Source organism: Pseudomonas putida W15Oct28 (genome assembly GCF_000708715.2).
GTDB classification, from domain to species: domain Bacteria; phylum Pseudomonadota; class Gammaproteobacteria; order Pseudomonadales; family Pseudomonadaceae; genus Aquipseudomonas; species Aquipseudomonas putida_R.
In genome coordinates this window covers 148,097-161,798 of the sequence record NZ_JENB01000013.1, presented here as the reverse complement: position 1 = coordinate 161,798, position 13,702 = coordinate 148,097, and the positions used below count along the sequence as shown (strand labels likewise).

The 13,702-nt window shown below is 64.4% G+C and carries 10 protein-coding genes; 3 read left to right on the top strand and 7 right to left on the bottom strand.

From position 1 onward, the window contains the following. Positions 1-167: 167 nt before the first annotated feature. Both AK81_RS11760 and AK81_RS11755 read right to left on the bottom strand, forming a co-directional pair. Positions 168-1,451: a Zn-dependent hydrolase gene (locus AK81_RS11760; protein ID WP_043199241.1), complete on the bottom strand. Its 1,284-nt coding sequence runs from the start codon at positions 1,449-1,451 to the stop codon at positions 168-170. Positions 1,452-1,589: 138 nt separating this feature from the next. Continuing rightward, positions 1,590-3,080, bottom strand: coding sequence for an NCS1 family nucleobase:cation symporter-1 (locus AK81_RS11755; protein WP_043199238.1), 1,491 nt, complete (start codon positions 3,078-3,080; stop codon positions 1,590-1,592). A 343-nt stretch (positions 3,081-3,423) separates the two neighbouring features. Here AK81_RS11755 and hydA point away from each other — a divergent pair, with 343 nt between their 5' ends. The 3 genes from hydA to preA all read left to right on the top strand — a co-directional run bounded on the left by hydA (position 3,424) and on the right by preA (position 7,666). Continuing rightward, complete coding sequence (gene hydA, locus AK81_RS11750) at positions 3,424-4,863, top strand: dihydropyrimidinase (RefSeq protein WP_043199237.1); 1,440 nt, start codon at positions 3,424-3,426, stop codon at positions 4,861-4,863. Positions 4,864-5,023: 160 nt separating this feature from the next. Further along, positions 5,024-6,391 (top strand): NAD(P)-dependent oxidoreductase, encoded by a 1,368-nt coding sequence (locus AK81_RS11745; protein WP_043199236.1) that lies wholly within the window; start codon positions 5,024-5,026, stop codon positions 6,389-6,391. After that, positions 6,392-7,666, top strand: a complete 1,275-nt coding sequence (gene preA, locus AK81_RS11740; RefSeq protein ID WP_043199235.1) for an NAD-dependent dihydropyrimidine dehydrogenase subunit PreA — start codon at positions 6,392-6,394, stop codon at positions 7,664-7,666. 174 nt (positions 7,667-7,840) lie between these two features. Here the strand turns inward: preA and AK81_RS11735 are convergent, their stop codons facing one another. From AK81_RS11735 to gnd, 5 genes are all read right to left on the bottom strand, one after another. Then, entirely contained in the window at positions 7,841-8,461 is a 621-nt protein-coding gene (locus AK81_RS11735; RefSeq protein ID WP_043199252.1) for a TetR/AcrR family transcriptional regulator, read from the bottom strand. Further along, positions 8,461-8,817: a VOC family protein gene (locus AK81_RS11730; RefSeq protein WP_043199233.1), complete on the bottom strand. Its 357-nt coding sequence runs from the start codon at positions 8,815-8,817 to the stop codon at positions 8,461-8,463. The genes AK81_RS11735 and AK81_RS11730 overlap by 1 nt, the downstream gene beginning before the upstream one ends. A 244-nt stretch (positions 8,818-9,061) precedes the next feature. Further along, entirely contained in the window at positions 9,062-10,858 is a 1,797-nt protein-coding gene (locus tag AK81_RS11725) for a glycoside hydrolase family 15 protein (protein WP_043199231.1), read from the bottom strand. A 191-nt stretch (positions 10,859-11,049) separates the two neighbouring features. Beyond that, a complete protein-coding gene (gene zwf, locus AK81_RS11720; protein ID WP_043199229.1) occupies positions 11,050-12,555 on the bottom strand; it encodes a glucose-6-phosphate dehydrogenase in 1,506 nt (501 codons plus the stop codon). Beyond that, complete coding sequence (gene gnd / locus AK81_RS11715; protein WP_043199227.1) at positions 12,552-13,535, bottom strand: phosphogluconate dehydrogenase (NAD(+)-dependent, decarboxylating); 984 nt, start codon at positions 13,533-13,535, stop codon at positions 12,552-12,554. Before gnd ends, zwf begins: the two co-directional genes overlap by 4 nt. Positions 13,536-13,702 lie beyond the last annotated feature (167 nt).

Genomic DNA, 13,702 nt, shown 5'->3' with positions numbered 1-13,702 from the left:
TGTGGGAGCGGCCTTGCCGGGGCGCCGGACCGGTCGGAAAGGGCTGCACAGCAGCCCCAGCTATATCAGCGTTGACATCAAGATCCTGGGGCTGCTGTGCAGCCCTTTCCGACCGGTCCGGCGCCCCGGCAAGGCCGCTCCCACAGGAGAAAACTGCGCTCGCCCGATTAGGCCGCCAACCGCCCGCTGGCAATCGCCTCCGACGCCGCCAGCATCGCCCGCAGCAACACCGCGCACCCCGCCGCCAGGTCATCAGGCGTGGCGTTCTCGATCTCATTGTGGCTGATGCCGTTTTCGCACGGTACGAAAATCATCCCCGCCGGCCCCAGTTCGGCCAGGAAGATGGCGTCATGCCCCGCGCCGCTGACAATGTCCATGTGCGGCAACCCCAGCGCCTGCGCCGATGCGCGCACGGCATCGACACAGCCTTTGTCGAAGTACAATGCCGGGAAGTCGGCCGTAGGTACCAGTTCGTGGCTCAAGCCATGCTTGGCACAGGTCGCCTCGATCACCCCACGCACCTCGGCAATCATCGCGTTCAGTTGCTCGCCTTGCAGGTGGCGGAAGTCCAGGGTCATGCGTACCTCGCCCGGGATCACGTTACGCGAGCCTGGATACGCCTGCAGGCAACCCACAGTGCCGCAGGCATGGGGCTGGTGGCCGAGGGCGGTGCGGTTGACCGCCTCCACCACGGCAGCAGCGCCGACCAAGGCGTCCTTGCGCAAGTGCATGGGTGTCGGGCCGGCGTGGGCTTCGACGCCGCGCAGGGTCAGGTCGAACCATTTCTGGCCCAGGGCCCCGAGCACCACACCGATGGTCTTGGCCTGGTCCTCAAGGATCGGGCCCTGTTCGATATGGGCCTCGAAATAGGCCCCAACAGGGTGACCCAGCACCGCGCGCGAGCCCGCATAGCCGATAGCGTTCAAGGCCTCGCCAACGCTGACGCCTTGGGCATCACGCTTGGCCAGGGTTTCCTCCAGGGTGAACTTGCCGGCGAACACCCCTGACCCCATCATGCACGGGGCAAAGCGCGAGCCTTCCTCATTGGTCCACACCACCACTTCCAGCGGTGCTTCGGTTTCCACGCCCAGGTCGTTCAGGGTACGGATCACTTCCAGCCCGGCCATCACCCCAAAGCAGCCATCAAACTTGCCGCCAGTGGGCTGGGTGTCGATATGGCTGCCGGTCATCACCGGGGGCAGCTTGGGGTTACGCCCCGGGCGGCGGGCGAAGATGTTGCCGACGGCGTCGATGCTGACCGTACAACCGGCGGCTTCGCACCACTGCACGAACAGGTCGCGGGCCTGGCGGTCGAGGTCGGTCAGGGCCAGGCGGCAGACGCCGCCCTTGGCGGTGGCACCGAGGCGGGCCAGGTCCATCAGCGATTGCCACAGGCGGTTGCTGTCAACGTGCCGGGCGGTGGTCTGCAGGATCTCTTTGACTGGGGTCACGGGTTTCTCCTTCAGGCTTTTTTGCTTTCTGTTCTGGCCTCTTCGCGGGCATGCCCGCTCCCACAAGGTCACCACAGGTGTGAAAAACAGCGCAGTACCTGTGGGAGCGGGCGCGCCCGCGAAGAGGCAGATTTGGTCTCAAGGCAAGGGCTTGGCCAACCGCGCAGGGTTGCGTGCCGCCAGGCCGGCGAAGACGTAGTACAGCGCGCCGCCCAGCAGCGAGCCGGTAAACCAGCCGTAGTCGTAGAACCAGCTGAAACTGCTGTTGCCGATGGCCATCACGGTCAGCGCCACCGGCAAGGCGAAGGCGGCAAACCCGGCCCAGTTCCAGGCCGGGTACACGTCGTCGCGGTACAACCCGGCCAGGTCCAGCTGCTGCCGACGGACCAGGAAGTAGTCCACCACCATGATCCCGGCAATCGGCCCCAGCAGGCTGGAATACCCCAGCAGCCAGTTGGAATACACGCTCTCCAGGCTCAGGTCGGAGACAATCAGGCCCAGCTTTTTCAGCAGCTCATGGCCCATCAGCAGCAGGCCGATGAAGCCGGTCAGCCATACCGCGCGGCTGCGCCCGATCAGGCGTGGGGCGATGTTCTGGAAGTCGTTGGTCGGCGACACGATGTTCGCCGCCGTGTTGGTCGACAGCGTGGCAATCACGATCAGCGCCATGGCCAAGGCCACCCAGAACGGGCTGTGGATCCTGCCGATCAGGCTGACCGGGTCGGATACCGTCTCGCCAACCAGCGACGCCGAGGCGGCGGTCAGCACCACACCCAGCGAAGCGAACAGGAACATGGTCAGCGGCAGGCCGAAGATTTGCCCCAGAATCTGGTCCTTCTGGCTGCGGGCGTAGCGGCTGAAGTCGGGAATGTTCAGCGACAAGGTGGCCCAGAACCCCACCATGGCAGTAAGCCCCGCGCAGAAGTAACTGACCACGCTCGCCCCTTCCGGGCGCTTGGGTGGTTGCGCCAGCAGCTCGCTCATCGACATGTGCGGCAAGGCCCAGAACAGCAGGCCGACGCCCACCGCCACCAGCAGCGGTGCCGACAGTGTTTCCAGCCACTTGATCGACTCGGCGCCGCGCAGCACCACCCACAGGTTCAGGCACCAGAAGATCATGAAGCCAATCACCTCACCGGTGCCGGCCAAGGCCTTCCAGCCATCGAACACCGAGCCAAGGAACAGGTGAATGGCCAGCCCGCCGAACATGGTCTGGATGCCAAACCAGCCACAGGCAACCACCGCGCGGATCAGGCACGGGACGTTGGAGCCGAGGATGCCGAACGACGAGCGCAGCAGCACCGGGAACGGGATGCCGTACTTGGTGCCGGGGAAGGCGTTGAGGGTAAGCGGGATCAGCACGATCACGTTGGCCAGCAGGATCGCCAGCAGCGCCTCGCCGACGCTGAGGCCGAAGTAGGCGGTGAGCACGCCACCCAGGGTGTAGGTGGGTACGCAGATGGACATGCCCACCCACAGGGCGGTGATGTGCCACTTGTTCCAGGTGCGCTGGTGCACCTTGGTCGGCGCGATGTCGTGGTTGTAGCGCGGGCTGTCGAGGACATCACTGCCCTCGGACAGCTCGAACAGGCCATCCTGCTCGACCACTTCCGATCTGCTCTGTTGCATGGGCCCTTCTCCAGATTTTCTTGTAGTTGTTTGCTCATCGGGCTAATTCGATGGCCGGAGTACACACGCGGATTTGTGCTTAGAAATCTTGACCAGATTTTCATCTTGTCAAGTCAGTCAATAACCGCTGAAAGCCCCGCAGTCAGCAGGCCTGTAAAAATTAATCTTTTAATATCAACTAGTTAATGGCCACAAAATTTATAGGAAAATTTTCTTGATGATTCCCTGATCAGCATCTAGCCTCGAATCTTGTCAGGCCTGACAGGATTAACCGCCCTGCCCGTCCTGCACCCAGACAATTCCAAGAACCGGCCAAGACCGGTCAGCCTGCGAGGAAAACGGCATGTCCCTGTTGATCCGTGGCGCCACCGTGGTTACCCACGAAGAGAGTTACCCCGCCGATGTCCTGTGTGCCGATGGCCTGATCCGTGCCATCGGGCAAAACCTCGAACCGCCCACCGACTGCGAGATCCTCGACGGCAGTAGCCAGTACCTGATGCCCGGCGGCATCGACCCGCATACCCACATGCAGTTGCCATTCATGGGCACGGTGGCCAGCGAGGATTTCTTCAGCGGCACCGCTGCGGGCCTGGCCGGCGGCACCACGTCGATCATCGACTTCGTCATCCCCAACCCGCAGCAGTCCTTGCTGGAGGCCTTCCACACCTGGCGCGGCTGGGCGCAAAAGAGCGCCTGCGACTACGGCTTCCATGTGGCCATCACCTGGTGGAGCGAGCAGGTAGCTGAGGAGATGGGCGAACTGGTGGCCAAACATGGGGTGAACAGCTTCAAGCACTTCATGGCCTACAAGAATGCGATCATGGCCGCCGACGACACCCTGGTGGCCAGCTTCGAGCGCTGCCTGCAACTGGGCGCGGTGCCCACCGTGCATGCCGAGAACGGCGAACTGGTTTACCACCTGCAGAAAAAACTGTTGGCCCAGGGCATGACCGGGCCAGAGGCACATCCCCTTTCGCGCCCTTCGCAAGTGGAAGGCGAGGCGGCCAGCCGCGCCATCCGCATTGCCGAAACGATTGGTACGCCGCTGTATGTGGTGCACATTTCCAGCCGTGAAGCGCTGGATGAAATCACCTATGCACGCGCCAAGGGCCAGCCGGTTTACGGCGAAGTCTTGCCCGGCCACCTGCTGCTGGATGACAGCGTCTACAGTGACCCGGACTGGGCCACTGCCGCTGGTTATGTGATGAGCCCACCGTTCCGCCCGCGCGAGCACCAGGAGGCCCTGTGGCGCGGCCTGCAATCGGGCAACCTGCACACCACGGCCACCGACCACTGCTGCTTCTGCGCCGAACAGAAAGCCATGGGCCGCGACGACTTCAGCCGCATCCCCAACGGCACCGCCGGCATCGAAGACCGCATGGCGGTGCTGTGGGATGCAGGGGTGAACAGCGGGCGCCTGTCGATGCATGAGTTCGTGGCGCTGACCTCCACCAACACGGCGAAAATCTTCAACCTGTTCCCGCGCAAGGGCGCCATCCGCGTGGGTGCCGACGCCGACCTGGTGCTGTGGGACCCGCAAGGCACCCGCACCATCTCGGCCCAGACCCACCACCAGCGGGTGGACTTCAACATCTTCGAAGGCCGCACCGTGCGCGGCATCCCCAGCCACACCATCAGCCAGGGCAAGGTGCTCTGGGCCGATGGCGACTTGCGCGCCGAAGCAGGCGCGGGGCGGTATGTGGAGCGACCGGCGTATCCGTCGGTGTACGAGGTGCTGGGGCGGCGCGCCGAACAGCAGCGCCCGACGCCCGTTCAGCGTTAAGGCCATTGGGGCTGCTGCGCAGCCCATCGCCGGCAAGCCAGCTCCCACAGGGATAGCACCACTTTCAAGGACATCACTGTACTTGTGGGAGCTGGCTTGCCGGCGATTGGGGCGCACCGCGCCCCCATTCAAGCCATATAAAAAAAGAGAGGCTACAACCGTGATCGACGCCCTGAACCACTTGCCGCGCCCCCGGGCCGGTGCCGACCAGTTGGCCGAGCGCTTCAGCGACCTGGCCCCACCCCTCACCGCCCGCCAGGCCGCCGTCGAAAGCGCGCGCTGCCTGTACTGCTACGACGCCCCCTGCGTCAACGCGTGCCCCAGCGACATCGACATCCCGTCATTCATCCACCGCATCAGCGACGAAAACCTGCAAGGCGCCGCCGAGCGCATCCTCTCGGCCAACATCCTGGGGGGCAGCTGCGCCCGCGTCTGCCCCACCGAAATCCTCTGCCAGCAGGCCTGCGTGCGCAACAACGCGCAGGAGTGCGCACCGGTACTGATCGGCCAGTTGCAGCGCTACGCTCTGGACAACGCCCACTTCACCGAGCACCCGTTCAAGCGCTCACCGGCTACCGGCAAGCGCATCGCCGTGGTGGGCGCCGGCCCTGCCGGGCTGTCCTGCGCCCATCGCCTGGCCATGCACGGGCATGACGTGGTGGTGTTCGAGGCCTGCGAAAAGGCCGGCGGCCTCAACGAGTACGGCATCGCCCGCTACAAGCTGGTGGATGATTACGCCCAACGAGAAGTGGAGTTCCTGCTGGGCATTGGCGGCATCGAAGTGCGCCATGGCCAGCGCCTGGGCGGCAACCTCAGCCTGGGCGATTTGCGCGACCAGTACGACGCGGTGTTCCTCGGCCTCGGCCTGAACGCCGTGCGCCAGCTGGGCCTGCCCGATGAAGAAGCCCCTGGCGTACTCGCCGCCACCGAGTACATCCGTGAACTGCGCCAGGCCGACGACCTGAGCCAGCTGCCGCTGGCCGACCGCTGCCTGGTGATCGGTGCTGGCAACACGGCCATCGACATGGCCGTGCAGATGAGCCGCCTGGGTGCCCGCGACGTCAACCTGGTGTATCGCCGTGGCCACGCCGACATGGGCGCCACCGGCCACGAGCAGGACATCGCCAAGGCCAACCAGGTACGCCTGCACACCTGGGCCCGCCCCGACGCCGTGCTGCTGGACGACACCGGCAAGGTGCGCGGCATGCGCTTTGCCCGTACCGAACTGGCGGACGGCCGCCTGCGCGACACCGGCGAAACCTTCGAACTGCCCGCCGATGCCATCTTCAAGGCCATCGGCCAGCGCTTCGACGATGCCTGCCTTGGCGACCCGGTGGCCGCGCAACTGGCCCGCGAGGGTGAGCGCATCCGCGTTGACGAAACCCTGCAGACCAGCCTGCCGGGCGTGTATGCCGGGGGCGACTGCACCGCCCTGGGCCAGGACCTTACCGTCCAGGCCGTGCAGCACGGCAAGCTGGCCGCCGAAGCCATCCATGCCCAACTCATGCTCAACGTGGAGGCAGCGTAAATGGCCGACTTGTCTATCGTATTTGCCGGCATCAAGGCACCCAACCCGTTCTGGCTGGCTTCCGCACCGCCAACCGACAAGGCCTACAACGTGGTCCGCGCCTTCGAGGCCGGCTGGGGCGGCGTGGTCTGGAAAACCCTGGGCGAGGACCCGGCTGCGGTCAACGTGTCGTCGCGGTATTCGGCGCACTACGGCGCCAACCGCCTGGTGCAGGGTATCAACAACATCGAGCTGATTACCGACCGTTCGCTGGAAATCAACCTGCGCGAAATCACCCAGGTGAAGAAAGACTGGCCCGACCGCGCCTTGATCGTGTCGCTGATGGTGCCGTGCGTGGAGGACTCGTGGAAGTTCATCCTGCCGCTGGTGGAAGCCACCGGTGCCGATGGCATCGAACTGAACTTCGGCTGCCCGCACGGCATGCCTGAACGTGGCATGGGTGCGGCAGTCGGCCAGGTGCCGGAGTACGTGGAACAGGTCACCCGCTGGTGCAAGACGTACTGCTCGCTGCCGGTGATCGTCAAGCTCACGCCGAACATCACCGACATCCGCCAGTCGGCCCGCGCCGCCCACCGTGGCGGGGCCGATGCGGTGTCGTTGATCAACACCATCAACTCCATCACCAGCGTCGACCTCGACCGCATGGTGGCCCACCCCATCGTCGGTGATCAGAGCACCCATGGCGGTTACTGCGGTTCGGCAGTGAAACCGATCGCCCTGAACATGGTGGCGGAAATTGCCCGCGACCCGGAAACGCGTGGCTTGCCGATTTGCGGCATTGGCGGCATCGGCAACTGGCGTGATGCAGCGGAATTCATCGCCCTGGGCAGTGGCGCCGTGCAGGTGTGCACCGCGGCGATGCTGCACGGGTTCCGCATTGTCGAGGACATGAAGGACGGCCTGGCGCGCTGGATGGACCAGCATGGGCACGCCAACATCGAGGCATTTCGTGGGCAGGCGGTGGGGCATACCACCGACTGGAAGTACCTGGACATCAACTATAAATCGGTGGCGCACATCGATCAGGAGGCATGCATTGGTTGTGGCCGCTGCCACATAGCCTGTGAGGACACCTCGCACCAGGCCATTGCCAGCACGTTGAAGGCTGACGGGACGCATGCCTACAGTGTGATCGAAGAGGAATGCGTGGGCTGCAACCTGTGCCAGATCACCTGCCCGGTTGAAAGCTGCATCGAGATGGAGGCGCAGGATACCGGCAAGCCGTACCTGAACTGGACACAAGACCCGCGTAACCCCTACCGCGAGGCCAGTTGAGACAGATCACTATCTGAACCAGCGACGCGATCGATGTAGGAGCGGCCTTGTGTCGCGATGGGCCGCGAAGCGGCCCCGGCAATTTCAGCGACGAAGCTGAAACCCTGGGGCCGCTTCGCGGCCCATCGCGACACAAGGCCGCTCCTACAAGGGACCGCATCAACCTGAAAAAGCTCAGGGCTCCAGGCCGATGCCCCGCAAGATCACGCTGGTCACTGTCTGCACCGCACTCTCGAACGCCATGTCCGACAGCACCTCGCCGCCATTGAGCAACTGCACCTGGTAACCAAAGTCGGCATAGTGCTGGGTAGACGCCCAGATCATGTACAGCAACGCCGACGGCTCTACCGGCAGTATCCGCCCCTCCTCTACCCAACGGCGGATCTTGGCTTCCTTCAGCTTCGCCCAGGGCACCAGGCTTTCATCCAGGTTCACCCCCAGCACCGGCGCCCCGTGCAGCATCTCTTCGGCCCAGATCTTCGAGCCCAACGGCCGCGAGCGCGAATGGCCCATCTTCGCGCGGATGTAGCTGGTCAGCACCACGCGCGGGTCGTCGAAGTTCTCAAAGCACAGTGCGTCCTGCTTCCATACATCCAGCAGGTCCTGCAGCACCGCGCGGAACAACTCGTCCTTGGTGCTGAAGTAGTAATGCAGGTTGGAGCGCGGCAATTCGGCCTGCTCGGCGATATCACCCATGGAGGTGGCGCCGTAGCCTTTCTCGGCGAACACCTTTTCCGCCGCCAGCAAAATTTTCTCGATATTGCGTCGGCGGATTTCGATCTTGTGGTTGGCCATCAGGCTTGGGCCGTCCACACCGCCAGTTCATACCCGTCCGGGTCGATGAAGTGGAAGCGCCGCCCGCCGGGGAAGGCAAAGGTCGCCCGGCTGATTGTCGCCCCGGCCGCCTCGACCCGCTGCTGTGTGGCCTCGAGGTCGTCGGCGTACAGAATGACCAGCGGCCCACCCGGGCGCACCGGCTCGCCGGTGGTGAAGCCGCCGGTCAGCCGGCCATCACTGAACTCGGTATACGCAGGCCCATAGTCGGTGAACGCCCAGCCGAACACGCTGCCATAGAAGGCCTTGCTCCGTGCGATGTCGCTGACATTGAACTCGATGTTGTCGATCTGCCGATCAGTACCGCGAATGCCCATGTGTGCTCCGTGCCGAAGGGTGTTTGGCCTAGTCTACTCCGGTCGTTTCACACTTTTATATCAGGCGGCCTGAAACAACCGGGTAATAACGGGCTTGCCGCACCCTTTGTGGGAGCGGGTTCACCCGCGAAGAATACGACGCGGTGTATGGCACCGGCCTTGCCGGTGTTCGCGGGTAAACCCGCTCCCACAGGGATCTCACGCGATTCTAGATATTGAGCAAGACAGTTGCTCCGTTCATCCGCTACCCGCACCTCGCCCGGTCACGCACCGGGCACTGCGCGCGGTGCAGGTTGAGTGCGGTGTTGATGATGCCGATATGGCTGAATGCCTGGGGGAAGTTGCCGAGCATGCGCTGGCCGGCCGGGTCGTATTGCTCGGCCAGCAGGCCGAGGTCGTTGCTCAGGCCGGTCAGGTGCTGGTACAGCGCTTCGGCTTCAGCCTGGCGGCCCAGCAATACATAAACGTCAGCCAGCCAGAACGAACACACCAGGAAAGTGCCCTCCCCCGGCGTCAGGCCGTCGCTGCAACTGTCGCTGTCGTAGCGCATCAGCAGGCCGTTTTTCAGCAGGCGCTGTTCGATCTGTTCCAGCGTGCGCAGGAAGCGTGGGTCATCCGCCGGCAGGAAGCCGGTCAGGGCGATCTGCAGCAGGCTGGCGTCCATTTCGGTCGAGCCATAGGCCTGGACGAAAAACCGGCCGCTGGCGTCCAGGCCGTGCTCGCACACTTCGCGGTGGATCTCGTCAGCCACCTGGCGGTAATGGTGACCGCGCTCGCGGCCTTCTTCAGTGGTGTCGGCCAACCCTGCGGCACGGTCGAAGGCGACCCAGGCCATGACCTTGGAGTGCACGAACTGCTGGCGGCCGCCACGCACTTCCCAGATGCCTTCGTCCGGCTCGCGCCAGATGCGTTCCACATAAGGCAGGATCAGGCGAGAGATGGCGGCGCTACGTGGATGGCGGGGCAAACCGCCCTTGATCGCCTGGGTCATGGCATCGGCCAGTTCGCCATAGATGTCCAGCTGCATCTGCTGCGACGCGGCATTGCCTACCCGCACGGGTTGCGAATGCTCGTATCCGGCCAGCCACGGCAAGGTGTATTCCTGCAGGTCGCGCTCGCCGGCCAGGCCATACATGATCTGCATCTGCTCGGGGTTGCCGGCCACCGAGCGCAGCAGCCATTCGCGCCAGGCCTGGGCTTCATCGAAGTAGCCTAGGTTCATGAACGCCAGCAGGGTCATGGTGGCGTCGCGCAGCCAGCAGAAGCGGTAGTCCCAGTTGCGTTCACCACCCACACGCTCGGGCAGCGAGGTGGTTACAGCAGCGACGATGCCACCCGTGGGGGCGTAGGTCATGGCCTTGAGGGTGAGCAACGAGCGGCGCACCAGGGCGGTGTATGGCCCGACCTGCGGGCAGCGAGCGGCGAAGGCCTGCCATTGCTCGACGGTTTGGGCAAAGGCCTGGTCGATATCGCAGTCGGGCTGCACCGGCAGGTGCGAGGGCTGGTGGCGCAGGCTGAAGATTTGGCGCTCGCCCGTGCCGACGCGAAAGCGCGCGACGGTATGGTGGTCCAGGGCATGCGGGGGCACGGTGCTGCACAAAATCAGCCGGTCAGGGCCGGCAACGGCGCTGAGGGTCAGTGGGGCGAGGCGCTCCACCCAGGGCACACTGCGGCCGTAGTCGAAGCGCATGACCAGGTCCATTTCAAAGTTGGTTTCGCCAGATATGCCCTCGACGATACGCACCACCGAATTGACCTCGCCCAGTGGCATGAAGTCGAGCACACGGGCACGGCCGGTGGCAGTGACCCAGGTGGTTTCCAGCACGAGGGTGTCGTCCAGGTACTGGCGGCTGCTGTGCTCGACGGGGTCGCAGGGAGCCACGCGCCAGCGGCCGTTTTCTTCGTTGCCCAGCAGTGCGGCGAATACGGCGGGGGCGTCGAAACGGGGCAGGCACAGCCAGTCGAGCGAGCCGTCGCGGCTGACCAGGGCGGCGCTGCGGCAGTTGCCCAGCAGGGCGTAGTCTTCGATATGGGCGGGCATTAAGTCTCCTAGATGTGATCGCCAGTGCCGGCCTCTTCGCGGGCACGCCCGCTCCCACAGGTTCGCCACAGGCTTTGAAACCAGTGATGTACCTATGGCATCCGCGGGCAAGCCACAGTTCCAGAGCCCAACGATTTCCCTGTGGGAGCGGGCGTGCCCGCGAAAGGGCCGGCACAGGCTTTACAAAAGTCTCACCCCAACCGGTGCCATTCGCGCTTGTCCCGCACCAGCAACTCATTGCCCGCCTCAGGCCCGTCATCACCGGCCGCGTACTCATGCACCTCGCCGTCCTGGGCCCAGGCATCAAGAAACGGCTGCACCGCTCGCCAGCCGTTCTCGATGTTATCGGCCCGCTGGAACAGGGTCTGGTCACCGGTCAGGCAGTCGTAGATCAGCGTCTCGTAGCCGGTCGCCGGGGTCATCTTGAAGAAGTCCTTGTAGGCAAAGCCCAGCTCGACATTCTCCATCACCAGCTCCGGGCCGGGCCGTTTGGCCTGCAGGTCGAACCACATGCCTTCGTTGGGCTGAATCTGGATTTTCAGGTAGTTGGGCTTGGGCCGCTCCAGCTCCGACTCGCGGAACTGGGCATACGGCGCGGGCTTGAAGCAGATGGCAATTTCGGTGTCGCGCACGCTCATGCGCTTGCCGGTGCGCAAGTAGAACGGCACGCCGGCCCAACGCCAGTTGTCGATCATCACCTTCAGCGCCACGTAGGTTTCGGTCTGGCTATCAGGCGCGACGTTGGCCTCCTGGCGGTAGCCGGCCAGCGGCTTGCGCCCCTGCTTGCCGGCACAGTACTGGCCGCGTACCGAGTTCTTCAGGGCCATCTTCGCCGACCATGGGCGGATGGCGCCGATCACCTTGGCCTTTTCGCCGCGCACCGCGTCGGCGCCAAACGCAGCCGGCGGCTCCATGGCCACCATCGCCAGCAACTGGAACAGGTGGTTGGGGACCATGTCGCGCAGGGCCCCGGTGCTGTCGTAGAACGCACCACGGGTTTCGACGCCGACCGTTTCCGCAGCGGTGATCTGCACGTGGTCGATGTAGTGGTTGTTCCAGAACGATTCGAACAGGCCGTTGGAGAAACGGCTGACCAGAATGTTCTGCACCGTCTCTTTGCCCAGGTAATGGTCGATGCGGTAGATCTGCCGCTCGCCCATTACCTTCAGCAGGCAGGCGTTGAGCGCCTCGGCGCTGGCCAGGTCGGTGCCGAACGGCTTTTCGACCACTACACGGCGAAAGCCGCCGGCAGACTCGTCGAGCAAGCCGGCCTGGCCCAGGCGCTGCGCCACTTCGGGGAAGAAGCGCGGCGAGGTGGCCAGGTAGAAGATGGCGTTGCCGTGGCTGGTTTTATCGATGCGCCTGGCAAGGGCCTGGTAAGTGGCCGGGTCGAGGAAATCGCCCGTCTGGTAATCCAGCCGCTTGGCCAGGCGTGCCCAGAGCTTTTCGTCCAGGCACGTGGCGCTGCCCTCGCCGCCTTTGTCACGCTCAACCATGAACGCATGCAGGCGCGCGGCGAAATCCTCGGCGCTGGCCGGGTTGTGGTCGACGCCGACGATGCGCAGGTTGCGGTCCAGCAACCCGTCACGGCTGAGGTTGTACAGCGCCGGCATCAGCAGGCGCTTGACCAGGTCGCCATTGGCGCCAAACAGAAACAGGGTACAAGGGGGTGCGGCTGGAATGGTCTGTTTAGTCATTCGCCTTTCTTCTCGACGTGGCCACCGAAGCCCAGGCGCATGGCCGAGAGGATCTTGTCACCGTAAGTGCCCTGCTGCTGGCGCGAGCGGAAGCGCGCGAACAGTGCGCTGGACAGCACCGGCACCGGCACCGCCTGCTCGACGGCAGCGTCGATGGTCCAGCGGCCTTCGCCACTGTCGGATACCGAACCACTGAACTGCGACAGCTGCGGGTCGGCCACCAGCGCATCGGCGGTGAGGTCGAGCAGCCAGGAGGTCACCACGCTGCCACGCCGCCACACTTCGGCGATCTCGGCAACGTTCAGGTCAAAGCGCTGGTCTTCGGGTAGCTCGTTGCCGCCTTTGCTGCGCAGCAGGTCGAAGCCTTCGGCATAGGCCTGCATCAGGCCGTACTCGATGCCGTTGTGCACCATTTTCACGTAGTGCCCGGCGCCGGGTGGGCCGGCGTGAATGTAGCCGTGCTCGGCGCGCTGGTGCTCACCGCTGCGGCCATGGGTACGCGGGATGTCACCCACGCCCGGCGCCAGCGCCTTGAACAGCGGCTCCAGGCGCTCGAACACGTCCTTTTCGCCGCCGATCATCATGCAGTAGCCACGGTCCAGGCCCCACACGCCGCCAGAGGTGCCGACGTCCAGGTAATGCAGGCCGCGTTTTGCCAGCTCTGCGGCGCGGCGCATGTCGTCCTTGTAGAAGGTGTTGCCGCCGTCGATGATCGCATCGCCCGGCTCCAGCAGGTCGGCCAGTTGGGCGATGGTCTGCTCGGTAGGCTCGCCAGCCGGCAGCATGACCCACACCGCGCGCGGCGCTTTCAACTTTTGTACCAGCGCACCGAGGTCGTGCGCGCCTTGGGCGCCCTCGCCCTCCAGCCCGGTAATGGCCTCACGGTTGCGGTCGTGCACCACGGTGCGGTGGCCGGCGCGCATCAGGCGCCTTGAGATATTGCCGCCCATGCGGCCCAGCCCGACGATTCCCAGTTGCATGAGCCGATGCTCCCCTTTCGAAATGGATGACAACACAGTCCAGCTTTTCAGATTAGTCCAGCATGCCGCCCGAGGGTTCAGCGACGAACGGCAAGACCACGATAAACAAAAAAGTTCCCAAGGCCTGCGAAAGAATTCAAAATGCGCCCCGCGTGAAGCGTCTACGC